At 37.1% G+C, this 26,817-nt stretch carries 19 protein-coding genes and 1 pseudogene; 9 read left to right on the top strand and 11 right to left on the bottom strand.

Annotated features, from left to right (window positions below; genetic code table 11):
* Positions 1 to 13: 13 nt before the first annotated feature.
* The 8 genes from ACLS0A_RS06380 to ACLS0A_RS06345 all read right to left on the bottom strand — a co-directional run bounded on the left by ACLS0A_RS06380 (position 14) and on the right by ACLS0A_RS06345 (position 10,063).
* Positions 14 to 1,069, bottom strand: coding sequence for an SEL1-like repeat protein (locus ACLS0A_RS06380; protein WP_416083154.1), 1,056 nt, complete (start codon positions 1,067 to 1,069; stop codon positions 14 to 16).
* Between the two features lie 124 nt (positions 1,070 to 1,193).
* A complete protein-coding gene (locus ACLS0A_RS06375; RefSeq protein ID WP_416083153.1) occupies positions 1,194 to 2,249 on the bottom strand; it encodes an SEL1-like repeat protein in 1,056 nt (351 codons plus the stop codon).
* Positions 2,249 to 4,303, bottom strand: coding sequence for a phospholipase D-like domain-containing protein (locus ACLS0A_RS06370; RefSeq protein ID WP_416083152.1), 2,055 nt, complete (start codon positions 4,301 to 4,303; stop codon positions 2,249 to 2,251). The genes ACLS0A_RS06375 and ACLS0A_RS06370 overlap by 1 nt, the downstream gene beginning before the upstream one ends.
* A gap of 1 nt (position 4,304) precedes the next feature.
* Complete coding sequence (locus ACLS0A_RS06365; protein WP_416083151.1) at positions 4,305 to 4,976, bottom strand: PAAR domain-containing protein; 672 nt, start codon at positions 4,974 to 4,976, stop codon at positions 4,305 to 4,307.
* Between the two features lie 52 nt (positions 4,977 to 5,028).
* Positions 5,029 to 6,180 carry an SEL1-like repeat protein gene (locus tag ACLS0A_RS06360; protein ID WP_416083150.1) on the bottom strand — a complete coding sequence of 384 codons (1,152 nt, stop codon included), beginning with the start codon at positions 6,178 to 6,180 and terminating at the stop codon, positions 5,029 to 5,031.
* Between the two features lie 124 nt (positions 6,181 to 6,304).
* Positions 6,305 to 7,270, bottom strand: a complete 966-nt coding sequence (locus tag ACLS0A_RS06355) for a DUF6396 domain-containing protein (RefSeq protein ID WP_416083149.1) — start codon at positions 7,268 to 7,270, stop codon at positions 6,305 to 6,307.
* Between the two features lie 74 nt (positions 7,271 to 7,344).
* Positions 7,345 to 9,378 (bottom strand): phospholipase D-like domain-containing protein, encoded by a 2,034-nt coding sequence (locus ACLS0A_RS06350; RefSeq protein WP_416083148.1) that lies wholly within the window; start codon positions 9,376 to 9,378, stop codon positions 7,345 to 7,347.
* A gap of 1 nt (position 9,379) precedes the next feature.
* Positions 9,380 to 10,063, bottom strand: a complete 684-nt coding sequence (locus ACLS0A_RS06345) for a PAAR domain-containing protein (RefSeq protein WP_416083147.1) — start codon at positions 10,061 to 10,063, stop codon at positions 9,380 to 9,382.
* Positions 10,064 to 10,341: 278 nt separating this feature from the next.
* Here ACLS0A_RS06345 and tagH point away from each other — a divergent pair, with 278 nt between their 5' ends.
* The 9 genes from tagH to ACLS0A_RS06300 are packed head-to-tail and all read left to right on the top strand — an operon-like array spanning position 10,342 to position 23,642.
* Positions 10,342 to 11,583 (top strand): type VI secretion system-associated FHA domain protein TagH, encoded by a 1,242-nt coding sequence (gene tagH, locus ACLS0A_RS06340; protein WP_250349949.1) that lies wholly within the window; start codon positions 10,342 to 10,344, stop codon positions 11,581 to 11,583.
* An 11-nt stretch (positions 11,584 to 11,594) separates the two neighbouring features.
* On the top strand, positions 11,595 to 12,146 hold the full coding sequence (gene tssJ / locus ACLS0A_RS06335) for a type VI secretion system lipoprotein TssJ (protein ID WP_250349948.1): 552 nt from the start codon (positions 11,595 to 11,597) through the stop codon (positions 12,144 to 12,146).
* A gap of 2 nt (positions 12,147 to 12,148) precedes the next feature.
* Positions 12,149 to 13,492 carry a type VI secretion system baseplate subunit TssK gene (gene tssK, locus ACLS0A_RS06330; protein ID WP_416083146.1) on the top strand — a complete coding sequence of 448 codons (1,344 nt, stop codon included), beginning with the start codon at positions 12,149 to 12,151 and terminating at the stop codon, positions 13,490 to 13,492.
* A 3-nt stretch (positions 13,493 to 13,495) separates the two neighbouring features.
* Positions 13,496 to 14,233 (top strand): type IVB secretion system protein IcmH/DotU, encoded by a 738-nt coding sequence (icmH, locus tag ACLS0A_RS06325; protein WP_250349946.1) that lies wholly within the window; start codon positions 13,496 to 13,498, stop codon positions 14,231 to 14,233.
* An 8-nt stretch (positions 14,234 to 14,241) separates the two neighbouring features.
* Positions 14,242 to 16,851 carry a type VI secretion system ATPase TssH gene (tssH, locus tag ACLS0A_RS06320; RefSeq protein ID WP_416083145.1) on the top strand — a complete coding sequence of 870 codons (2,610 nt, stop codon included), beginning with the start codon at positions 14,242 to 14,244 and terminating at the stop codon, positions 16,849 to 16,851.
* Positions 16,836 to 17,501 carry a type VI secretion system-associated protein VasI gene (gene vasI, locus ACLS0A_RS06315; RefSeq protein WP_250349944.1) on the top strand — a complete coding sequence of 222 codons (666 nt, stop codon included), beginning with the start codon at positions 16,836 to 16,838 and terminating at the stop codon, positions 17,499 to 17,501. Before tssH ends, vasI begins: the two co-directional genes overlap by 16 nt.
* Before the next feature lie 27 nt (positions 17,502 to 17,528).
* On the top strand, positions 17,529 to 18,917 hold the full coding sequence (tssA, locus tag ACLS0A_RS06310) for a type VI secretion system protein TssA (RefSeq protein WP_250349943.1): 1,389 nt from the start codon (positions 17,529 to 17,531) through the stop codon (positions 18,915 to 18,917).
* A 19-nt stretch (positions 18,918 to 18,936) separates the two neighbouring features.
* On the top strand, positions 18,937 to 22,437 hold the full coding sequence (tssM, locus tag ACLS0A_RS06305) for a type VI secretion system membrane subunit TssM (protein WP_250349942.1): 3,501 nt from the start codon (positions 18,937 to 18,939) through the stop codon (positions 22,435 to 22,437).
* Positions 22,438 to 22,472: 35 nt separating this feature from the next.
* Positions 22,473 to 23,642, top strand: a complete 1,170-nt coding sequence (locus tag ACLS0A_RS06300; RefSeq protein WP_250349941.1) for a type VI secretion system ImpA family N-terminal domain-containing protein — start codon at positions 22,473 to 22,475, stop codon at positions 23,640 to 23,642.
* 46 nt (positions 23,643 to 23,688) lie between these two features.
* Here ACLS0A_RS06300 and mobH read toward each other — a convergent pair whose 3' ends face one another.
* The 3 genes and pseudogenes from mobH to ACLS0A_RS06285 all read right to left on the bottom strand — a co-directional run.
* Entirely contained in the window at positions 23,689 to 25,605 is a 1,917-nt protein-coding gene (gene mobH / locus ACLS0A_RS06295; RefSeq protein ID WP_416083144.1) for a MobH family relaxase, read from the bottom strand.
* A gap of 104 nt (positions 25,606 to 25,709) precedes the next feature.
* Positions 25,710 to 26,474: an Abi family protein gene (locus ACLS0A_RS06290; protein ID WP_416083143.1), complete on the bottom strand. Its 765-nt coding sequence runs from the start codon at positions 26,472 to 26,474 to the stop codon at positions 25,710 to 25,712.
* A gap of 153 nt (positions 26,475 to 26,627) precedes the next feature.
* Positions 26,628 to 26,817 (bottom strand): annotated as a pseudogene (locus ACLS0A_RS06285) (hypothetical protein); the annotation flags it as partial.

The raw sequence follows: 26,817 nt of genomic DNA, 5'->3' as shown, positions 1-26,817 counted from the left end.
GGTGGTTTTTCCCTTATTTTTTCAACGGCAATCCAGTCTGCCAATCAAGCCCTGCTTTTTCAGCCAGTTTTTGCATTAACTCATCACTTGGTTTTTGCGGCGAAGGGCCTTCAAACCAACGCTGAAACGCAATTTTTCCGTCCCAAGATGGAAGTTTGGCTGGGGGTAAGGGAACGATCTCATCAAGATCGGGGACGGTGGGTTTTAAAAAGTAGTATTTAAATAAATAATCATCGATCATCTTATAGCGTGTGGCGCGTTCTAGATCTATTTTACCGCCTAGATAATACGAATCTTTAGGATTAGTTTCTCTAAATCCAAGAGATAGACGGAATGTAGATGGTTGATTGCCCGCTTTGACTCCTGTATGATAAGATCCTATAGCCTTGTTATATTTTTTATCAGAATTATAATAAATACCTAACCATTCTGCCGCATCTCCTTGACCTTGATTAGACGCACATTCTAATAACTGCTCCCTCAAATCTAATCGAAATCGTAAAGTGCCTGGATCTTGAAGCCTAAATAATATTTGCCCAATCTCGTATTGTGCATCTCGGCTCCCCATATCAGCTGCTCTTCGTAAATACGCAAACTTCCCCCCAGGGGTAGTTTTTACCCCATAATTGCTATCAAGATGATAGTAAAGTTTATACATCGCCGTGGCAGGTAAAGTTTTTTCCAGTTCTTTATTTAAGTGATACACTTCTGTTTGTGGTTTTTTCACCACCACACGTTTGGTTTCCAATAACCATTGCAAGCGTAAGTTCGCCTGATAATCACCATTGTAGGCAGCAATGCGGTAATACGCCGCCATATTTTGCCAGACCTCATCACCTTTTTTGCCCCGCCACATATTGTGTAAATCATGATAAAGGGCATAGTCATAGAGGCTATGTACTTCTTTATTAATAGGTGGACGCACTTCATGTTTACATTCAAAAGTGAGATTATCTAAAATGCTGTTGTTTTTTTGCATCGGCTTATCCTTACTGGTTGAGGCCACTGTGTGACACGCACACAAGCTGGCAATAAGACTGAATAATACAAGTTTTTTGATTGATTTCATTAGTCTGACCTCGCTACATGAGGATAAAAATAGAACAGTGATGTTTAAACAAAAACCATAAATCCGCCTTAATTTTCCACCGCACTTTTTTCTGCCATAAGTTAAAAGTGCGGTGGTTTTTCCCTTATTTTTTCAACGGAAGACCTGTCTGCCAATCAAGCCCTGCTTTTTCAGCCAGTTTCTGCATTAACTCATCACTTGGTTTTTGCGGTGAAGGGCCTTCAAACCAACGTTGAAAAGCGATTTTACCGTCCCAAGGCGGAAGTTTGGCTGGGGGTAAGGGAACGATTTCATCAAGGTCAGGGACAGTGGGTTTTAAGAAGTAGTATCTAAATAAATAACTGTTGATCATTTGATAACGTGTTGAACGCTCAAGATCTACATTTCCCCCCAGATACATATATTCTCCCGGAGCACCTACTTTAAATCCTTCTGCTAAGCTAAGAGCTGATTGATAACTACCCACTTTGACGCCTTGATGATATATCTTAATAGCCTCTTGATACTTTTTATCTGATTCATAGTATATTCCTAGCCATCCAGCTGCTTCTGCCTGCCCTTGCGTCGCTGCACATTTTAGTAATTGTTCCCGCAGTTCTAACCTAAATCGCAAGGTATTTTTATCATTAAGCAACGCTAAAAGCTGTCCTATATCATATTGTGCATCTCGACTCCCCATATCAGCAGCTCTTCGTAAATACGCAAACTTCCCCCCTGGGGTAGTTTTTACCCCATAGTTGCTATCAAGATGGTAGTAAAGTTTATACATTGCTGTGGCAGGTAAGGTTTTTTCCAGTTCTTTATTTAAGTGATACACTTCTGTTTGTGGTTTTTTCACCACCACACGTTTGGTTTCCAATAACCATTGCAAGCGTAAGTTCGCCTGATAATCACCATTGTAAGCAGCAATACGGTAATACACCGCCATATTTTGCCAGACCTCATCACCTTTCTTGCCCCGCCACATATTGTGTAAATCATGATAAAGGGCATAGTCATAGAGGCTATGTACTTCTTTATCAATAGATGGACGCACTTCATGTTTACACTCAAAGGTGAGATTATCTAAAATACTGTTGGTTTTTTGCATCGGCTTATCCTTACTGGTTGAGGCCACTGTGTGGCACGCACACAAGCTGGCAATAAGACTGAGTAATACAAGTTTTTTGATTGGTTTCATTAGTCTGACCTCGAAATTTCTGTGGTTAAACGTAAAAATTCACATAAGGGTTGGTGAGGTAGTTCATCTCTCACTTTAGCATTAAAATTCTTCCTCATTAAATCCTCCCAAATCTGAAAGACTGCCTCTGTAGTATTAAAGCGATTCATTTCATGTGGATTTGCTTTAGGATTATGATTAGTATGTAAATTCCATAAATCATAACGCAATGCCCTTGCTACAGCCTGACACTCCGAAATAATCCCCAACTCCGTATCCACCTGCATACTGCGGGTATTCAGATTGGCTGAGCCAATAAAGGTAAACACATCATCAATAATCGTAACTTTCGAATGAATATACACCTCTTGCCACGCATCCATTGAGGTTAGCGTGCAAATATGCGTCCGAATCCCCACTTCATCACTGACTTCGCGTTTGAGTTGTTTCATCTCTTCATATTGTGCCTGAATCGCCTGTTGTTCCTGTTCAGTTAATGCCGATAATTCCTCTAAAACTGCTGCTTTTTTCTGGGCAACCGCCTCTCCGCCTTGCCCACGTTCCTCTTGTGCAGTTAAGGTTTCAAGCTGCTCTTCTAGCTCTTGCCTTTTCTTTCGATAATCATCATATTTGGTATAATCGCCATCATTTAAGTTGTCACTATCCAATTGGGTGCTTACCCCCGGTAACACATCCTCTCGCCCCAATAGCTTGAGCATTTGATAGGTGTTATAGGTTCCACTACCAATTCCCGCATCACTGGAATTGGTCACCACAAACCAATATAACGGTTGGTTGACCTCTCGCCCATTGTCTTTCAATCGCTGCCAATGGGATTGATACGCACGCACCAATTCTGTCCAGCGAAAATATTGGTTTTCCGTATAAATAAAATGGCTCGCCTTTTTGATATTCTCCAAATACATCGCTCGGATATGTTCTTCTTTCGGATTATCATAAGTGCGTAAGATTTGCGCCATAATTAATTCACCCAGCTCAGGACGTGGGGCAAACGAATCTCGCGTTAGCACACTTCTTCGTCTATCTGAGGCCAAAGAGGTGTTGTAGGCTTCCCTTGCCTCTCGGTCAACCCATCCCACCAAATTACGGCTATCACTTCTATCCCAAGATTGGCAAAAATTATGGTTGATATCCCACAATACCTTTCCGGTTACTAAAGAAGAGACATCCTGTAACGGTATCGGAGCATTACGTTGTGTATGTGGTGCAGAGGGGCGGCTGTAATGAGTACTTTCATCCCAATACTCATCAAGCATATTATGCTCTAATACGAATCCCACTGCATTAGGTGGGTCAATATAATCAATCAGCACGGTCTTTTGATGATGAGAGGGGGAAACATATAATACGAACCGGTTCATAACAGGCAACGCACTGGCCTCAGGATAATGATTAAAATGGCTTTTCACACTGCGTTTTTTCACTTGCAATTTCACACGATACTCACTGAAACTAAAGCCATAAAGTTCTGTAAAAGCCCCTCTAAACACCGTTTCCGAATAAACTTCATTTAATCGGTTTAACTCGGCTAAATCCTTTTCTCCTATCTTGCCCGCCACTGCACGATACCACCAATAATCATAAGCGCGCTGAGCCTCGCTCTGATATGCTTTGCCTTTTTGCTGGAAAGGCATTAACCCCGGTGCATTTCCTAAATTGGCCTCTCCCAATCCTTTTACGGTTTGGAAGTCTATCCACATACTCCATACTAAAACCTTAACCTCTCTGCCTTCTACGGCTTTTTGTATCAATAATCGGCCAATGCAAGGAGATTCCCCATCTCGCTTAAAAAGCATAGAAGGTTGAAAACCCCAAATTGCAATGTCGATAGAATGTTTTGCCTTAGCGATAAAATCATACAGAGTTTCAAAAGTTGTTTGACCATTAATCAATGGCTGAAACGTCGCCGGTGTTGCAGGTGGTGGCTGAACAATCACCGGCCTTTCCGCCCCCATCTCGTTACAGACATCTTGCCGTAAAAACCAACTTTGGTTTAACGACCCTTGGCCTGTGGCCTTTGAAATAACAATGGTTGGATAGCGGTTTTTTGACATCTTAGTTATCCTTTAATACTTGGTGATAATCAGCAAGCTCGTTATCTTGAGCTTGCTCTGTCGGATACCCTTGTTTATCTAATGTACTAGCAAGGTCTATTTCCTCAATTAATTGCAAATGAAACCGTTGCCCATTGCCTAGCTCAATTTCGCCTTCTTTGTCTGTGTCTTTCACTTCAAAATAAAGCGAGCCGGTTTCATCAATAACACCTTGCCCAATCTCTTGCTGTTCAATCATCACTTTATAAGGCATTCCAGCATAAGCACTCTGCTTAGAATGTGCCGATTCCATTAAATTTAATCGAATCTCTTTAACACCAGCGACACTTTTGCCATGCACGGTTTTTGTGCTGTCATACACAGTAATCGTTGGAAAGGCATTGATAATCACCCCACCACAGCTGGTTTTATCCCCTTCTCGGGCTAAGGCCTTACCGCCAATGGAAACGCTTTTCGCACCAGCGATAATCACGCCACTATGTCCTGGGCATTCTACCTTATCACCAATACAAGCCGCCGCTTTGCCGCCAAAGGTGACAGTAGATTGCCCTCCCACAACCTGGCCAACTGAACCATCAGGGTGTAGCACAGAGGCACCAATATGAGCAGTTTTTTTTCCTTTCGGCATAATAGACCAACGTTGTGGAGAGGAAGTTGATTTTGAGTGTTGCATAATGGGTTTCCTTATAATTAACGATGATAATTTAAAGTGCGGTGGTTTTCCCTTATTTTTTCAACGACAATCCAGTTTGCCAATCAAGCCCTGCTTTTTCAGCGAGTTTTTGCATTAATTCATCGCTTGGTTTTTCTGGGGAAGGGCCTTCAAACCAACGTTGGAAAGCGATTTTACCGTCCCAAGGTGGGAGTTTAGCTGGAGGCAAGGGGACGATTTCATCAAGATCGGGGACTTTAGGTTGGAGATAGTCTTTCGTTGACAAATAATTCTGTATCATTTTATATCTTACTGAACGCTCTATATCCTCTGGCAGATTTAGAAAATCAATATCTTCACCATCATTCTTTCGCTTACCATCAAATCCATAAGCTAATCGATGAGCTGAGGATGAAGAACCATTTTTTACCCCTTGATGGAATGCTCTCACCGCTTCAGAATATCTTTTATCAATTTTAAAACCAAGAGCTAATGATTTAGAGGCAGCACCTAGGCCTTGTTCTGAGGCGCATTGCAATAATTGTTCTGCCAGTTTTAACCTGTATTGGAATACCTCTTTAGACTCATTCTCATCTTCAATATTTTCAAGCATTTCTGCTACCACATATTGCGCTTCTCGACTACCTAAATCCGCTGCTTTTCTTAAATAGGCATATTTACCGTCTTTTTCTTTGGTGGTGACACCAAAACCAATATCTAGATGTCCATAAAGCTTATAATATGCTGTCGCCGGAAGTGATTTCGCTAATAACTTATTCAAACTATGTACCTCATCATAGCTCTTTGAGGTTAAGGCTCGGTTGGTTTCTAATAAATATTGCAACCTTACATTAGCCTTATAATCCCCATTGGCAGCAGCAATTCGGTAATAAGGCAAAAGTTCATTCCAATCCCCTGCTTTCCCTGTCCACATTTTGTGTAAATCTTGATAAAGGGCATAGTTGTAAAGCTGTTGGATTTCTTCGGGGATTGGTGGTCTCTCTTCGTGAACACAGCTAAACTCTAAAGCGGCAAGTTGTTCCATTTTCTGCATAGCATTTTCCTTTTGTTGTGCTTTTTCTTTGGCGGTACAACGTTCTGGCCGATAACTCGGCCCTCCGCCCATAAAAATAGGGTTACATTCTAAATACTTAATCAATAAGACAAAACTTACGGGAACAGCAATGGCAATAAACCAAAATATTTTTAAACAAGCGTGCTTCATTAGTCATACCTCGCTACATTAGGATAAAAATAGAACAGTGATGCTTAAACAAAAACCATAAATCCGCCTTAATTTTCCACCGCACTTTTTTCTGCCCTAAGTTAAAAGTGCGGTGGTTTTTCCCTTATTTTTTCAACGGCAATCCAGTTTGCCAATCAAGCCCTGCTTTTTCAGCGAGTTTTTGCATTAACTCATCGCTTGGTTTTTGTGGTGATGGGCCTTCAAACCAACGTTGGAAAGCGATTTTACCGTCCCAAGGTGGAAGTTTGGCTGGGGGTAAGGGAACGATCTCATCAAGGTCAGGGACGGTGGGTTGCAAGTAACTATAAACATCAAGATAATTCTCAATCATTTCATAGCGTTTCGCTCGCTCCGGATCTCGAGAAATAGGTAAATAATCATATTTTTTCTCAGGAGGAACTGCATCCCTAAATCCATAATAGAGTCTCAAAGCAGATTGTGCGCTGCCACTTCTTACTCCTTGCTGATAAACATTGAGCGCTTTATCATACATTCCGTAAATCTGAGAAATAATACCAAGTGACAGAGATGCTTTCCCCATTCTTTGATCAGAAGCGCATTGATAAAGTTTTCTCCAAAGCTGGCTGCGCAACTGAAAGCTTTTATCATCTTTGATTTGACCTAAAATTTCAGCCATCGCATATTGCGCCTCTTTGTTGCCTAAATCTACCGCTTTGCGTAAATAGCTATACTCTCCAGATGAGAATACTTTCACACCATAGCCTTTGCTTAAATACACAAAGTAGCCATAATAGGCGGAAGCGGGTGCCAGTTTTTCTAACTGTTCATTGAGGTTGATAACCTCTTTTTTATTATTTTCTGTGATAATCCGATTAGAATAGAGCAAGTATTGCAAACGTTTATTGGCCTTGTAGTTCCCGTTTGCAGCAGCAATGCGGTAGTATTTTGCTAAATCATTCCAACCACCGATTTTTCCTTTCCATAAGCGGTGTAAATCATGATAACGCGCGTATTGATACAGGCTTTCGGTGTCAGATGGAATGGGCGGTAAAACTTCATGAATGCAGTCCACATCAAGACGTTGTTGTAGTTCAGCTTGTGAAAACATACTTCCTCCTTTGGCACAGGCACTGAGTAAAAAACAGATAATCGGGATAAGCCCGCGTGTAATATTTCGGTTCATTAATCAAAACTCCATAAGCTAAATTGTGTGTTTAAAAAGCGACGTAAAGGATACTCTGGCAGTTGTTCTTCCTGTTCTAACTTTTGATTTGTATCTAGCATACTACCCCACTTTTTATATGCTTTCGCCGCATCACGATAATGCACTAAATCCGCTGGATTCGCCTCTGGCTCGCCCCCCGTGTGCATTGCCCATAATGCCGTGCGTAATTGGGTAGCCACCGCACGACATTCGGTGATAATGCCTAATTCCGTATCCACCTGCATGCTGCGGGTATTCAGATTCGCAGAACTAATGCATAAAAAGACATCATTAATCAAGGTGACTTTTGAGTGAACATAAACCTCCTGCCATTGTTTAGGGTTGGAATTCATCGCCACTAGGGTGCAAATATGGGTTTTAATCCCAACTTCTGCAGCGAATTGTTCATAAGCTTGCTCTGCAGTCATTGCATCATCCTGTGCTTGTTGCGCTTGTTGTTGCTGATGTAAGCGGAAAAAACGGATTTCATCCGCTTTATACTGCTGCGAATTGGTATAATTCTTCTCCAGTAGGCACTGTTTGGTAGTATCTAAGCGTCGCTGGCGTGCCAGCTCTTTTTGATAAGCTTGCTTGATGTCTTTTTCACTCACCTCACCAAACACTTTCATCATTTTAGGCAGTTGCTCACCGCGTCCTAAATACTGGAACATTCGCTGGGTGCTTTCCATGCCACTCCCTAAGCCTGCTTTTGTTGAATTAGTCACCACAAACCAATGAATAGGATGTTGAGGCGTTCGCCCATCTTGTTTCTGCTTTCGCCACATTTCTATAAAACTATCGACCAACGGCGGAAAACGAAAATATTGATTTTCTGTGTAAATGTAACTGGTCGCCTTTTTGATATTCTGCAAATACATTTGCTTAATATCTTCCACTTTGGGCGTGTCGTAAGTGCGTAAAATTTGTGCTTTTACTTTTGCCCCTAATTCACTACGGCAGGGGAAATCTTTCGCTACAAGTGTCTTCTCTCGCGTAAATGTGGCCAATGTCGCTTCATCAACCTGTTGGCTTTGTTCAGACCGTGCGTTGTTATAGTAATTCAGCGTAAAATTATCTTGATTGCGATTCCACGATTGCAGAAAATTTTCATTGAGATTCCACAACACTTGCCCTGTGACAAGGGCGGAAACATCCTGTAACGGCGTTTGAACATTTTTGCCTAAGTTGGGCGCGTCTAAAGGCGGATACTCATAGGCTGGGTCAGGCGTTGCCGTTGCTCGCATAAATTGGTGTGTGTGAGTATCCCAATAGTTATCCACCATATTATGCTCTAGCACAAACCCAACCGCCTGCGTAGGGTGTTCATAATCAATTAATACTTGTTTTTGATGATGACTCGGAAAAAAAGAAAGTGCTATTTTAGTCGGTGGTGAAAGTGCTTCATCTAAATACTTAATGGAAGAGGCTTGTCGAACAAGGCGGTTTTTATATTGTAAATAGGCATATTTTTTCTCTCGACAAAACTGCTCTAAATTATCATAGGCTTGGCGGAAATAATCAGGAATAGTCGCTGGTCGCTGAATACCATTCCCTTGCACCGCCATATACCAGTAAAAATCATAATACTTTTGTGCCTCTGTAACTTCTGGCTCCCCTTTCTTTTGTATCGGCGCTAAATAAGGCAGATTGCCTAAATTTGCATCGCTAAAGGTTTGAAAATATTTCTTCATACTCCAAACCAACACCTTGACTTTCACGTTATCCAAAGCTTTCTGAATGAGTAAATCGCCAATGCAAGGGGATGTGCCATCACGTTGAAAAAACATTGAAGGTTGAAAGCCCCAAATCGCAATCTCAACAGAGTGTTTTGCTGCATTAATCCGTTGAAATAAACATTCAAATGCTTCTTGTCCATTAATTAAAGGCTGAATGGTAGCATCCACAGGTATGGCTTGAGCATCTTGAGGCTCTTTCAAAAACCAATTGTCAGCGGCATTAACCTGTCGTGCATCAATTGATAGCGTAATGCGACAAGGTGATAATTCGCTCATTTCAATCCTCCTCAATCAATGTCTGATAAGAATGTCGATAATCATCGTGAAACTCCGTTGAATGGGGAAAGTGGCTGGTAGGGTGAGCAAGCGGTTTGCCATTATGTGGGTTATCTTCTCGATTTAATAGAAAGGCAAGACCATTTGATAGCTGTATTTCAATCACTTGTGCTTGTTTCTTTATCTCGAGATAAATATCTCCTTTGTCATCAATAATGCCACGGCCAATTTCAACATTGTCCACTTTTGCAAGGTAAGGTACTCCTGCATAAGCGGCTTGCTCGGCATGTGAAGATTGGTATAGCGAGATTTTTAGCTCAACATTTCCCTCTTCTGTAGTTTTCCCATGAACAATTTTGCTTGTATCATAAACGGTTATGGTTGGAAAGGCATTGATAATCACCCCGCCACAACTGGTTTTATCCCCTTCTCGGGCTAAGGCCTTACCACCAATTGAGACGGTTTTTGCTCCAGCGATAATTACACCACTATGTCCTGGGCATTCTACCTTATCACCAATACAAGCCGCCGCTTTGCCACCAAAGGTAACAGTAGATTGCCCTCCCACAACCTGGCCAACTGAACCATCAGGGTGTAGCACAGAGGCACCAATATGAGCAGGATTTTTGCCTTTCGGCGTAATAGACCAACGTTTTGGAGAAGAAATTAAATTTGAGTGTTGCATAATGGCGTTCCTTATGCTTATATAGATTGAACATTATTTCAGCATAGTTTATATATGCAATGCAAGCTAAACGATGCTCGACTTTGTATTTATTCATTAAGATGAAAGATTCCACAAAAACATATTTAGTTATATAATGTTTTACGTCCGAGGTTTAAGCAGGGTGTCTGTATTTTGCTTTTCCTATAGGCAGCCTCTTCTTTAGTTGTTAAATCTATTTTTAGTTTTTTTATTATTATCAGTAAAAAAACTAACACAAATTGGTATGGAGCAATAAAATGATAAGCGGAGACAATAAGACTCTAATCCTGAAAGTAACAAACTCTGCAAATATAGAGAGTGGCTGTCAGGCTTATTTTATTTTTGATTACAATGGAGGAACGCTAGGTAGCAGTAAGAATAATCTGTGGGTTATTCAAGATACCAAGAATAACATTCAGCCCGACCAGGCTAGAGTTGAATGGCGAGATAACCATTATTGCTTCCAAGTCACCGGTAAGAATGAGGTTTCGATCAATGGAAGTATGATAAATTCTCGTTCTGGTTTTATTAGATTAAATAAAAGTGACATCATCACCATTGGTAATATAGAGATTAAAGTTTATATTGAAAATGAAAAAGATGTGGATCTTAAATCTCTCGCTCTAGAACCAGTAGAAATTATCGGTACGCAAGATCATTTAAAACACCTAATCGGAGATAAAAAACAATTCTCCTCCCCTCAGAATAAAACAAATAATTTCCTCAAAGAGGATAAAAGTCTAGATCCTTTATCAGCCTTATCTAATGATGATCCAACAGTTTCCTCCACAGGATTATTAAATAATGAAAGTCCATTTACTCACTCTTCGGCTACCTCTTCAAATATAGGACGCGCTACCATGTCTTCATCAAACTTTATTGATTTACCACAACCTGAACAACATCAAAAATCCGAATATATTGAAAATGCATATGTAACTATTTCTCCTTTGCTACGAGAAATGGATACGAAAATACCGTTAAACAATAGCCAAGACATCAATGATATTCTAAGTGAGATAGGAAGCACATTAAAAGCAACAGTTGATGGTCTATTACGTTTACAGCAAGCTCAAAGTAGTTTATCAGATAAACACCTACGCCCTATTGAGGATAATCCCTTACGTTTAAACTTAGATTATCCAGCCACAATGGACATTTTATTTGGGAATCAAAAAAGCCCTGTTCATTTAGCTGCGCCTGCTGCTGTATCTGAATGTTTAAATAATTTACTCATTCATAATGAAGCAAACAAAATGGCTATCATTAGTGCGTTATCTGCAATCTTACAGGCATTCTCACCCGAAATGTTATTGGCTCGTTTTGAAAATTATCGCCGCAGTAATGAACGGCAAGACATGGATCCATCCTGGGCTTGGCGAATGTATGAAAATTACTATCGAGAATTGACTTCAACACGTCAGCAAGGCTTTGAGAAACTGTTTTGGGAAGTATACGAACAAGCCTACGATAAAGCATTACGGGAACAGGGTAAGTAATAGGATTCAGTATGATTAGCAAATTTAGTTTTTTCCTGAAAATTGCCATTTATTTACCAATTAGCATAGTCTTAATTGGGTGCAGTAGCACTTTAGAAACAGCGACAAAAATTGGGCAGATAATTAGTGACCCTAGCACCCCAGTAGGACCAATTGAAGATCGGCCATCTACAATGGCATTAACTTTATTAACTGATAATAATGTTAATCCTAATGATGATGGTGAGCCTTCCCCTTTAGAATTACAAGTTATTTATCTTTCTGAAGACTCAAAATTACTCGCCTCTTACTATGAACAATTTGAAGGAGATAGCTTAAAAGATATACTAGGAAAAAACTATATTTCTCATCAAGATTATGCAGTTCAACCAGATCAGTACAAGGTTATTTCTGATATTACATTAGATAAAGATACACGTTATTTAGGGGTTATTGCCTATTACTCAGATCCAGAAAAAGCACAATGGCGTAAAGTCATTCCAATCAAAGGTAAGGGATACCATTATAATATTTTAGTTTATTTAAAAAAATGGACATTTGATATTAAGGAGTATAAAGAATAAATATGGCAACAAGAAATCGCGTTATTTGGGGAGAAGGGACTTTTGTTAGACCTCAGCACTTCCAGCAACAACAACGGCATTTAGATTATCTACTGTCGAACCAGCTCCTTTCTCTGACAGGGTATAATTATGGATTACAATACGTAGAAATTGATTCGGAGCTTTTGAACTTAGGTAGAATTTCTCTCATCGCTGCAAAAGGTTATTTTTCTGATGGTACTTATTTTGATATACCATCTCAAGATGCCAGCCCAAATATTCTTGAAGTTAAACAAGGTGATAATGTCGTTGGACAATGCATTTATTTAGCATTACCTACTTTAACGAATACTATTAATGAAATTCAATCAGAAAATCAAAAAAATAATCATATCGTACGTTATAAAGAAGTTCATGAAGAAATAAGAGATTTGCATACACCTCATGGAGATACTTCAACCATATTTTTAGCTCAATTATCACCACGCTTAATGTTTGAAATGGAAGATAAGAGTGCTTATACCTATATCCCTATTGCTAAAATAAAAGAGCGGTTGGAAAACGGACAAATTATTTTAGATGAAAAGTTTATTCCAACCTGTATGACGATATCTGCCTCTGCAGTATTGAAAGATTTTGTCGTTGAAATGGAAAATACACTGGATCAACGAACATTAACATTGGCATCCCGCATTGGTTCTCCAGGACAGCGAGGCGTTGCTGAGGTTTCTGAATTTTTAATGCTACAATTACTTAACCGTAAGTTGCCATTTTATCGTCATTTAAATATTCATCCTAATTTACATCCTGAATATTTTTATCGAGAACTTGCTTCATTTTGTGGAGAATTGATGGTTTTTACTGATGCTTCGAGAACAGTAAGCCCATTCCCTCCTTATGATCACCTTAATTTGACAAAAAGTTTTCAGCAACTATGTTCTGAAATTAGAATGGCATTAAGTACAGTTCTAACACCTAGAGCAGTATCAATCCAACTTACTATTAACGAACATGGCATTCGTTCTGCAGCAATTAATGATGAACAATTACTCAACACTGCAACATTTATTTTAGCTGTGTCTGCAAGAATACCTGTTGAAAATTTAACTCATCAATTTATGCATCAAACCAAAGTTACCTCTCAAGGTCGCCTACAGCAACTGGTAAGTGTACAAGTACCCGGTGTTTCTCTTATATCATTAGGTGCAGCCCCAAGAGAGCTACCTTACCATGCAGGTTATGTTTATTTTCAGCTAGATACAAATTCAGATGAATGGCAAGAAATTAAACGTAATCGAACTATTGCTTTCCATATATCAGGCGAATTTCCAGATTTAGATATGCATTTATGGGCGATAAGGAATTAATTTATGTTCGATCAGTCTGATTTATCATTACAAGAATATTATCATCTTCCCTTGCGCGGAAATAACATTAATAAGATGATTGACGCTGCAACGCCATTACTCGGAATGATTTTACGCCTAAAAGAAGTAAATGCAGATATGATGCCAGAGAAACTGTATTCGCAAGTGGTGACGGATATACAGTCTATGGAGCAGTTACTAAGAGAAAATCATTATGAAGCTGGTATGATTGTCTCTTTCCGATATATTTTATGCACATTTATTGATGAGGTTGTGCTATCGCATGGATGGGGAAGCAGCAATAGCTGGTTAAATAAATCCTTATTGACTCATTTCCATAATGAGACTTGGGGTGGTGAGAAAGTTTATATCTTACTCGATAAGCTAATGTCTGAACCTAAACGTTATAGAGATCTCCTTGAATTTATGTATCTATGCTTCTCCTTGGGGTTTAAAGGACGTTACAAAATAAACAATCATAATGCTGAGTTTGAAGATATTTTTAAACGTTTATATGATTTGCTCCTCACATTAAGAGAGAATAAACCAGAACATCTTGTTTTATATCAAAATAATGATGAGCAAATACAACAACCTTATTCATTAACCAAAAAGCTCACAATTAAAAGAATTCTTATCTATCTCATTATCGTATTAACTTGTATTTATGCGGTCTATTTCTTTATGCTAGACCATCAAAGTGATGTAATTTTAGAGCAATTAAATAATTTACTTAATTAGGAAAATGTATGAAAGTAGAATTATCCAGCCTTATTGCCAAACTCTCTCCAGTTACTAAATCCATTATGGAAAGTACTGCTGCACAATGTATGTCAGAAAACCAAACAGAAATTTTGGTACCTAATCTGTTATTACAAGCAATAAAAACCCCACTTTGTGATATAAGAAAAATACTTTCTCATTTTGACATCGACATAGATACACTGTCAGAACAGCTCCAAGAAACATTACCTCAAACTCCATCTTTAGTTGAGGGGAACTACCCTAGTTTCTCACCATTATTAGTAGATTTATTACAAGATGCCTGGTTGCTAACAACCACTGAACTTAATCAAAAAGTCCTTAGAAGTGGCGCTATTTTATTAACTTTACTTGCAACACCACAACGTTACTTATTACCCAAAGTATCGAATATCTTAGTTAATATCAATCGTGATTTATTAAAGCAACAATTTGAGCAAATTACATTTGGCTCTAGTGAAAGCGATACTTTCGAAAGAGAGCAAAATAGAAATAACTATGAAACTGAACATCAGCTTCTTAATAAATATGCACAGAATGTGACCGCATTAGCAAGAGAAAATAAATTAGATCCTGTCTTATGCCGAGATGACGAAATTAACTTAATGATTGATATACTTTGTCGTCGTAGAAAAAATAATCCGATCATCGTTGGAGAAGCTGGCGTTGGTAAAAGCGCATTAGTTGAGGGGCTTGCCTTACGTATTGTGGAAGGAAATGTCCCTGAAAATATGAAAGATACCGAGTTGATGACATTAGATCTCGGAGCTATGCAAGCTGGTGCATCTGTAAAAGGTGAGTTCGAAAAACGTTTTAAAGGTATTATGTATGAAGTTAGTCATTCACCAAAACCAATAATTCTTTTTATAGATGAAGCTCATACATTAATTGGTGCAGGTAATCAACAAGGTGGGTTAGATGTATCCAATTTATTGAAGCCCGCACTTGCTCGAGGAGAATTAAAAACTATTGCTGCAACTACCTGGAGTGAATACAAAAAATATTTTGAAAAAGATGCCGCACTTTCTCGTAGATTCCAATTAGTCAAGGTTGATGAGCCAAATGTTGAAGAATCTATAGTGATCTTAAGGGGGTTACAAAATATTTATGAAACCGCCCATAATGTATTGATTGAAGAGGAAGCGCTTATTGCCGCAGCTCAATTGAGTGAACGTTACCTAACAGGCAGACAATTACCAGACAAAGCCATTGATGTACTAGATACAGCTTGTGCTAGGGTGGCTATTAATTTCACTTCTCCGCCAAAACAACTAGCCTTATTTCAGAATCAATTATCACAGATAAAATTAGAAATTGAGCTATTAGAGCGTGAAATTTCAATAGGATTTAGCCAAAATAATGTTCGTTTAACGCAATTAAATAAACAATACAATCATATACAGAAGCAAAAGGATACCTTATCTAAACAATGGGAAAAGCAAAAAGATTGCGTAAACCAGATTATAAAATTAAGAGAGGCTCTTTTAAATAATGATGTTGCGAATAAAAGATCAAATATCAATAAGTTAAAACATTTATCCTCTCGTTTATCAAAATTACAAGAAACACAAATTCTTGTTGCACCTCAAGTGACGAAACAGCAGATTGAAAGTGTTATTGCAGAATGGACCGGAGTCCCATTAGACAAATTATCACAAGATGAATTGAATACAATTACCCATCTACCTCAATTTTTAACCCAAGAAATAAAAGGTCAGGATCTTGCAATTCACCACCTATATAAACATTTACTTACTGCAAGAGCTGATTTGCGTAGATTAGGACGCCCGCTAGGCTCATTCTTATTAGTAGGTCCAAGTGGTGTAGGTAAAACAGAAACAGTAATACAAATTGCAGATTTATTATTTGGAGGGAAACAGTATCTAACGACAATCAATATGTCTGAATTTCAAGAAAAGCATACTGTTTCTCGCTTGATTGGCTCGCCTCCTGGCTATGTTGGTTATGGCGAGGGAGGAATACTTACCGAAGCAATTAGACGTAAACCTTATTCCGTTGTCTTACTAGATGAAGTCGAGAAAGCGCACCCAGACGTACTAAACCTTTTTTATCAAGCTTTTGATAAGGGGGAGCTTGCCGATGGAGAAGGTAGATTAATTGATTGTAAAAATATTGTATTCTTTCTAACATCAAATTTAGGCTACCAAACTATTGTAGAGAATGCCGAAACGCCTGAAGTGATAGCGGATAAGCTTTATCCTGAACTAGCAAATTTCTTCAAACCAGCTCTTTTGGCAAGAATGGAAATCGTTCCTTATTTACCATTGAATAAAGAAACGCTATTGACCATTGTAAATGGAAAACTCAATAAGCTCGTTAACCTACTCACTGAACGTTTTAATGCAAAAGTGACTATCTCAGAAGAAGTGAAAGAGGAAATTTTATCTCGTGCAAGTAGATCTGAAAATGGGGCTAGAGTCCTTGAATCAATTATAGATGGCCAACTATTACCTCCAATTTCATTATTACTTTTACAGGCATTAGCAAATAAGGAAAACATAGATCATATCCACTTTATCGTTGATAACCATACGTTTATTGCAAAAATTGGAGACAAAGAATGCAATTTAAGCTAATTTTATACGTGATCGGAATTCTGTTTCTCCCTCTTTCTATACACGCCAGTGAAAAGGGAGAAAATTTAGATCTTTCCCTATTAAAAGACATAAAAAAATGCCGTACGGTTCAATCTGTGTTAGAACGAATAGAATGCTATGATTCTATCTCTATTGGTCAAGAAACTGGGGAGCAAAACTCAAACTCCCCCAAAGGAGAGGCGTGGACTCGAGCAAATCAGCAGGAAGCAAAACGCGAAACGAATACTACCCATTTTATCTTAACTGAACACGGAGATACTAATCCAACAATACTATTAACAACACCCGCTTTAGGGCATCGTTCAAATAGGCCAATTCTTATGTTTAGTTGTATTGATAATATCACGCGATTACAAGTAGCTCTACCGGCTCCTATCAATAAAAGAAATAGTATTTCAGTGATATTGACAACAGAAAATTCGACATTCTCAACACAATGGTTTGTTCGTGAAGACTATTTTTTACTCGAGTCTAGCCGTGGTTTAGATGGGATCAAAGAAATACAAAAATTATTTAATGCAGATACATTAAAAATACAAGCTAAACATAAAGAATTTTCTGATTTGATCTTCAATATCAAAGAATTGGCTAATGAAATTAAGCCACTACGAACAGCTTGTCACTGGTAAATAAATTTTATAACGTTGAGCAACACTATGGATTACTTAGAACAACATCCTTGGCGTCAGTTAATAGCTTCTCCTATTAGTTCGCCGATTGAGCAAGAAATCTCAGAACAAAATCTAGACTGGGAATATTTAGATGGCGAAATGGTTAAGCTAGGCTCTCTAGAACATGAACTATTGGATATTGATAACGTTCAAAAAACGGCCCTTTCTCTACTCTCTAACGAAAGTAAAGATTTAAGAATCTTAGCCCATTTATTACGAACGCTACAGCATTCTGGTGGTGTTTTAGAAGTATTACTTGCTCTGCAATTATTGAGTGATTATGTCGAGCTATATTGGGAAAACGCACCGCCATCTTCTGAACTAAAGAAATATCGTTTAACAGTACAAATCTGTAAACGTTTTGAAAATGCTGCTAACAACTTCAAGCAATCTGCCTCCCGAATAGAACAAGAAGTTGCACTTCAACTATTAAATAAACTTCATCAATATTGGCAAGATAACAAACTGGCTACGACATTGATGGATTTACTTTCTCGTTACGCTGTAGATCGAGAAATTACCATTACTCCTAAAGATCCCGAACAGAAACAACCACCGAAATCACAAAAACAAACGTTTAGTTCCTCTACGCCATCAAATCATTCTATTATTGACCCTATAGAAGTGGATGCAAGCAATGAGAGAGCTTGGAAAAATACCTTGTTTAAGGTGGTAGAATATTTATTAGATCGTGAAATATCCCAACCTTTAGGTTATTTACTCAGACGCTATGCAATTTGGAATAACATTACTACAATTCCTTTAGCTGAAGAAAATAAAACGCCTTTATCTCCACCTTCAGCAGATCGAATCGCCTATTATGAGTCATCAATAGCAAATGCAGATCTTGCATTATGGAAAGATATCGAACATAGTCTCACTGTTTCGCCTTACTGGTTTGAAGGACATTATTTATCTGCGATGATAGCTATTTCATTGGGCTATGATGAAGTAGCAAATGCTATTAGAGATTCCGTAAATGAATTTTTAGAACGTTTACCTCAATTAAAAGAATTGTATTTTAGCGATGGAACAGCTTTCTGCTCTGAACGTTTGCTACAATGGCTATCTGAGGATAATTTGTATATAAATGATAATACATCTGCACTTCAGGTTAATGGAACATCTACTGATGATTTATCTAATGAAGATATTGAAATTGCACTTGGATCCTTGAATAGAAAGAAACATACAGATTTAAAAGACAAGTTTTATGATCAAATTTTCTTAGCTCAACTACTAGAAGAGAAAGGCTTCAATGAGCTAGCCAAACAGCATTATTTTTCTATTTATAAATCCATAGAAAATCTTTCTGTAAAAGAATGGGAAGATAGTTTATATAGTACACTTAAACAAAAATTAGATAGAAATTAAAAATATAAGGTTTATAAAAATGAAATTACCATTAGCATTAACAACATTTAAACCACTTTTAACGAAAATTAGAAGTTCAGGAATTGTGCTATGTATTATAGGGTGGTTTGCATTATTAATCTTCATCTGGCTAAAAGGAGAACACTTTGCTTTAGGTGAATATAAACCACTATCAAGTTTAACTTCTAGATGGCTAACAACAGCTATATTAATTATTATTGCAATAAGTTTTATTACTTGGAAAGTAATCCAAAGATTAAGAACACTTGAAGCACGTCAACAAGAAGATAAACAACAAAAGTATCAATCTATAAAACCTGAAATAGATGCACAACGTCGATATTTTGACCATTGGGTTAATCAATTCAAAAGACATATAAACCAACAAGACTATGCCTATTTCCTGCCATGGTATCTTATATTAGGAATTGAAGATAGCGGAAAAACTACATTACTGCAAGAAGGTGGAAATTTTACTAAATTATATAATGATGAAGAGGGTGAGCAGCGAGTAAATTTCTCGATATTTACTAATAAACAAGCCGTAGTAATAAACCCTAATCACAATCTCATAGAACAGCTCGATAATATTGAAGAAAAACCCAAATTATATAAAAAATTGTGGGGTAATTTATTACACCAAATTGCCGAACAAAGAGCAAGACAACCATTAAATGGCATCATTCTTACTATCGATATACATAGATTATTAGTGTCAGACAAAGCTCAGAAAGAAATGTATGTAAAGCTATTATCTCAGCGTTTGCAAGATATTTTTGAGATGACTCAGGGAGCATTGCCCATCTACCTGATTATGACAAAACTAGATATATTGCACGGCTTTGATAGTATTTACCATACATTAAATAAAGAACAAAAAGATGCTGCATTAGGTATTAGCTTTAGTCAACACGGTGAAAATTGGAAAATAGAGTTAGAGCATTTTTGGAATCACTGGATTTCTCAAATGAATGCTCTACTCCCTTCCTTACTCTATCAAACGACTTCTGAAAAACGTAGCCAACTTTTTAGCTATGTAAGACAATTAGCAACAGCAATGGATATATGCATTCCCTTTCTGGAAAGTTTAATGACGAATAAAAGTCGTTCATTTCATTTTCTAAAAGGGGTTTATCTGACATCTGCAACTCAAAAAGGGAAAATAGATGACATTTTTGTACAGTCTGCATCGGAACAATATCACCTTGGTAGACAAACCTACCCAATATGGGGAGTAAAAAATACTCAACCTTATTTTTGTAATGAACTCTTTGAGCAAGTTATTTTTAGCTATCCAAATCTCGCACAAGAAAGCCAAGGCTGGATAAAGCAATATCGCTCTTACATAAAAACATTTTGTATCTCAAGTGGTATTCTTGCATTAGCTTTATTAGGAAGCTGGCATTACTTCTATTATAAAAACTATCAGGCTGGTATCAATGTACTTGAACAAGTAAAAGAGTTTAAAGCGATCCCTATTTCCTCTGAGCAAGATCATTTTGGCGATAAACAATTACCACTACTTAACCCGATCCGAGAAGCCACATTATCTTACGGCAATTATCACGATAAATCTTATATTTTTAAGGATATGGGACTATATCAAGGTAACGATATTGGCCCCTATGTAGAAAGCACTTATTTAAGGCTTCTTCAATTAAGGTTTATTCCAGCCATTATGAGTGGTTTACTAATCGAACTCAATAATGCGCCAGCAGAAAGTGAAGAAAAATTAGAAATTCTAAGGGTAATGCGTATGCTTGATGATAAAACAGGTAGAGATAACCGTTTTGTCAAAGAGTTTATGCGTAATTACTGGAGTAATGAATTTCCAGGACAAAAAGGATTACAAGATAATCTAATGTTACATCTAGATTATGCATTGCAACATACTAACTGGTTTAACGGTCGATTAAACGGAGATGAGATTCTCATTGAGGCTTATAAACCCTATGATTTATCCATAAAGGATGCTCAAATCGAATTAGCTCGTCTCTCAATTTACGATCGGGTTTACCAAAACTTAAAAATAAAAGCAAACACTGTGCTTGCGGCTCCTTTGAATTATAGGGATGAAATAGGCTCAGGTTTTGATACAGTGTATATGGCAAATAATGAGCAATTATTGAAGATCCCTAGATTCTTTACAGAACATGGACTAAAAAATTATTTTGTTAAACAAAATGAGCATTTAATTGATTTAATAGCAATGGATAGTTGGGTATTAAATCTTAAAGAAAATATGGAATACAGCGACGCAGATCGACAACGTATTAGCGAGCGTATTTCAGAACAATATGTGAATGATTATATTTCCACTTGGCGATCTGCGCTAAATAATTTAGATATTAGGGATTTTGCTAACCTGGAAGAAGCAATAAGTGCAATTGAAAAAATAACAGGCGGAGAACAAACAATTAAGCGAGCCTTGGTTATTTTAAGCGAAAATACGCTACCGCCTATATTACCAGATAAAGAAGGAAAGGAATTGCAAGAAGCAATAAATACGCTAGAGTATCGATTAATGTCGCAGATAGATCATAGTTTTGCTGAAGAAAAATCAGTCTTAAACGATGCAGAAAACAAAAATAGTGCATTGCAAGATATTTATCAGAAGCTATCTGATCTACATCGCTATCTTCTATCCATCCATAATGCACCAGATTCTGGAAAAGCTGCATTACAAGCAGTAAAATTAAGAATAGATCAGCGCTCATCTGATCCTATTCTAGAACTGCAGCAATTAGCAAAAACACAGCCTCAACCAGTTTCTCGTTGGTTAGGACAACTTGCGGAATATTCTTGGCGTGCAGTATTAAAATCAGCTATTGTTTCATTAGAAGTTGAATGGAACAATAAAGTGGTAAAACTATATAAAACCTATATAGATGGGCGTTATCCTTTTTCTGATAGCGCACAAGAGGTTCCACTAAGTGAATTCACCCGTTTTTTTGCCCCTAATGGGATTTTGGATGAATTTTATCAACATAATTTAAAACCATTTATCGAAAGCGACCTAACTGAATTATCAGAGGATCACTCACCATTAATTAGGAATGATGTCGTTGAGCAATTAATGCTGGCTCAAGAAATTAGAGATACGTTCTTTAATACAGGAAATGGAATTGGTATTCAATTTACCATTGAGCCAATCAATATTTCAGCAAATAAAAGACGTAGTGTATTAAATCTTGATGGTCAAATTATTGATTATTCACATGGCTTAAAAAAACAAACAAATATTGTCTGGCCAAATTCAATGAATGCGAATGTAGAAAGTAAGCTGACACTCGTTCCAACATCAAGTAATGCTCCACGTAGTTTAATCTTCAAAGGACCTTGGGCACAAATGAAATTACTTACTACTGGAAAAATAAGTAATGAAAAAGAAGGATCATTTGATATTCGCTATGATGTTGATGGAGGATATGCTACTTATAGAGTACATATTGATGCCTCAGACAACCCATTTTCTAAGGAACTATTTAAACTATTCAAATTACCTGAAACATTATATTAGTATGCTTTTTAAATGCTTTATTTTAAAGAATAGATATGAAAAATATGGATAAAAACATTACGGAAATCCAAGTAGGCAAAAACCCTTCTAATACAGATGCTTATTTAAAAATTAGGGAGCAAATCAACTTTCTCAGTCGTCCAGAAAAACGTATTGACTGGAGGAAAGTTGCTAATTTATCCTATGGTATATTTAACCAAAATGGTATGGATCTACAAACGCTTTGCTATTATACCGTTGCCAAATCTTATTTAGATCCCACTATTACACAAATAAATCAAAATCTAAGCATTATGGCTACTTTAATGAGTAATCACTGGTCTACATTCTGGCCTGATGGAATTCAGGCTAGGATAAATATCTTAAATTGGTTAAATAAACATATTAGTCCTTTAATCTTAAGTATAAACATTGATGATAAAACCTCAAAAGAGCTCTACAGGCTAAAAAATCACCTTACAGAAATACTAAATCAAATTAGTCTACATACAAATACATCTTGTAATCTGACTAATACATTAAACTTATTACAAGAGAAACTGAAAATAGAAAGAGAGCGGGATAATAATTTTCATATAGAAGAGAAGAAGAACATAAACGTTAAAAAAGAAATTCAAAAAACTCCCTCTAGAGCACAAAAGATAATAAACTATGAACATCCCAATGCCCCAGTGATAGAAGCAACTCATAGTTTTTCTCCACCTAAAAATAATAGACGCTACATTAGCCTTCTAAGTAGTTTTTGCATAGGTGTTATACTATCCTTTCTAGTTAGTTATTTTTATCTACAACAAAAAAGTGAGAACTTTCAACCTATACCACATAGTTCACCAGGTATCTTAACAATTGACTCAATGAATATTGAATTACAGTATCAATTAAACCAACAAGAAAACATTGTTAAATATGTAGAATACATTCAAAAAGAGTTGGCAAAAAATCAACTGAAACAGAAAATAACACAATTACAAAAAGAGCTAATTACAGCAGAACAAGAAAAAAAAGGAATAACAATTTCTCAATTAAAAACAGCACTTTATGATATGGAGCGCACTATAAATATAAATCCACCGATTGAGCAACAACTTTACCAGTACAGTCTTACGCCTCAAGATTATATGCTACAAACATCACTTGAAGAAAAGTTAATAGGTTTATTAGTATATTATTATAGAATACGTCAAGACAACCAAAATATTAAATGATTTAGATACATATTAAATTATATTTTTTAGATAAACCTAGAAGTATCTAGTCATCTAATAATAGGTATCTATTATTTATTAAGATTTTATCACCAAAAAATAATTTGGTATTCGGGACAAGATAACCTGTTAAGAATGACGATTTTTTAGGTCCAATCACCTTACAACGCCAAAAATTAGTCGTATCATCCTTGTTCATTCGTTTTCTATGTAAGCCTAATGCTTGAAATTCATATTGTAAATTATTTACACATTCTTCATTATAAGGCTTCCCTTTTTCTTGTAAATATAGTTCAAAAGAACTTGGGCTAACAATAAATAAACAATCATTAACAATATGAACTTTTGCCGTACGATCATTAAAAGTGAGTTTATTATTTAGCAGTTTATCTTTTAGCCAATCCACAAATTTCTGACCTTCGGATTTTAAATGCTTATTTTTATCTGTTGAAGATACAACAACAGCCTCCGTTTCAACAGTGATACAAGTATCTAAATCCTCTGACTCAGATTTTAATGTCATTGTTGCCTCAGTTTCAGAATTCTCAGAAGATATATTCTCAACTTTTTGCTTATTATTGCTATTAGGTGCGAACATATTTAGTAAAAAATCAACACTATTCTCATCATTATTTTCTAATGTTGCATCAATATTATGTGATTGAAGTTCGGCATCTTTCTCTTGTAAGTTTGAGGTAGTCTCTGTATTTCCTTTTTTATTTATAGGTGCAGTATCTGCAACAGCATTTATTGTATTCGATGTATTTTCTTCTTCCTCATTTTCCTTTTCTACAACACGGATTGTTCCAGCAAATAATTCTGGGCGATCGTCAATGTTATCCCAAATTACCTCAGGTTTAATGCGTAATAAACTAAACTTATCTTTGGGTTTCCAACCAACATCTGCTCTTAGCTGACAATACCAGATCGCCGTCCCCTCTGATGTACTTTCAATAAGCTGATGAGCCTGCATTTCGTCGAACAACTTACGATTATCACTTGGCACACTAATCCCCTGCCCCATCAAGTAAGCGCGGATTTGATCCGCGGTGGTTTTACTCATTAGCCATAATCCCTCTTCCGTAAGCCAGCCATCTCCCGGACCTTTGTCACTAATTTTGAATTTTTGTGAAACTAAATAACGTAACGCTAAAACAAGTTGTTTCGCAAAAGAAATGACAGGTTTCTGAACCAATTTAGTAATATCGCCACCTAAAGCCAATGCAACACTATTTTGATCGGCTTTTTGCACAATTTCAGCTAATACGCTGGCTTTATCGTAATGTCCTGCCATTGCGTACATTAACGCAGAAAATACCTCTGGGTAGGTTGCCAACCAATCGAAAGTTTCTTTTGCAATTAATTGATTTGCAATAAATCCTCCTAATACAGGGTGGAGTTCATAATCTCTCTGCTTAATGTACCTAAATTTGTAAGGCAATGTTGGTATGCCATCCCAAGCGAGCCAACGTTTCCCATCTTGTAGCTGTATTTCAATATCTACAATAGATTTGCCAACATCGTGGACTAAGGCTAAATAAATCACTGCCGCAGTCCAAGCATCTTTTTGTTTTGCTTGTTCTTCTGGTGCAGCATTTAAAGGTAAAACATAGTTTTGACGTAACTTAGCCGCAAACGAAATCACTTCTAAACCGTGATCTAGCATACCGCCTAAATGGGCGTGGTGATGTGATTCTGAGGCAGGTAATAGCTGGACCATTTCGGCATAACGTTCAATGGGCTTTTGATACAAATGTTCAAACATTTCCCTTGTCATTGAAACTTGTTGCCAGAGTAAACCAAGATAACGCTGCCGTAATTCCGTATTAAGCAAAGTTTTTGCCGAATAAGGCGTAATCCAACCCTCTATATCTTGCTTTTCCTGCCTCTGTACTGCATTTTCTTTCTTAATTTTAGACGTATTTGGCTTTGATTTGAAAAGTTGTGTCAGTGATTTGAACATTCAGATATCCCATAAAAAATATAAATAACGCGAGAAAAGGCCATTTAGCCCTTTGGCCTTTTCGGGTAAGACCTTTCCCCTTGGAAAGGTTACCCTTAAATCCCTTAGGGGATTTCCCTTATGCCTTTTCCCTTTTGGGGTTTTCGCAATATTGTCTGGCTTATTCGTTCAAGTTGTCCCAATATTTCTATTGTTTTAGGCGAGATATAACATAGTACCTGCTTTATCTCATTAAATACGCTGATAAGATCAATTTTATTTTCATCAAAAATTGGCTCATGATGACAAATTCTATTCCTTAAATAACGTACTCTGCCCGTTATACTATGTATATCATTGATAATTGAATCTCTCTCATTAGATGTAGAGATACAAGTATTAGGAAACGCTTTATTAAAATGATTTATCCATCTTACCCGATGCGTTCTTGATAACATATTTTCCCAAAATATAAAGTTAAGCTCTGCTACAACTTTTCCTGGCGAAATCTCAGTTGTATCTATCCTTAACGGCTGTAAGCGTCCATTGATAAAATGAAATTCGTAGGTTTTGTGTGAAGACAACTTATTTACAATACGGAGCAATTCTTCTCTTGCTGCAGGTTTTAATGCACGAATAAAATTGTCATTTAAAATGCTATGTATTCTATAACTAGGTTCTAACGCGTTAATGATGGCATTTCGTAATGCCACTTCATATAGACTAATCACTTCCAAAAGTGCGGCACTTATTTGTATGTTCCAAATATAAAGTTCGTATGCCAATCTCTCTTTTACTGCTGAGTCATTCTCATCTTTAAAATAAGATAAATATGTTTCTATTCTTGATTGGGATAAGAGAGAGTACAGCTCACTAATTTTAGACACCATAACGTTAAACCATATTAATTAATACATTGACAACACTGTGATTGAAGTATAGCATATAGGAAGACTTAGGGACTGTGAAGATAGCAATCATTGATTAGCTGGACCCCCCTTTGCAAAAGCGATGACCCCAATTTAATCAATTGGGGTTTATTTTTATTTCTCTTTTTCAGTTTCAATGCCATCTTCTTCTATAATCACCTCTTCCCATTCATCTTCTGGCAAAAACTGCCAATAATTACAAATCCAGCCATCTTCAAATTTTTCCCATACGCCTGCATAGTTATACGCTGTTACTTCAGGATCAGCGTGACAAATTTGGCCCGCTTGAATTTGAGCATTGGCC

The organism is Avibacterium volantium (genome assembly GCF_049366555.1).
GTDB classification, from domain to species: Bacteria; Pseudomonadota; Gammaproteobacteria; order Enterobacterales; family Pasteurellaceae; genus Avibacterium; species Avibacterium volantium_A.
Note: the sequence above shows the minus strand (reverse complement) of the source record. Positions and strands in the feature narration are given on the sequence as shown.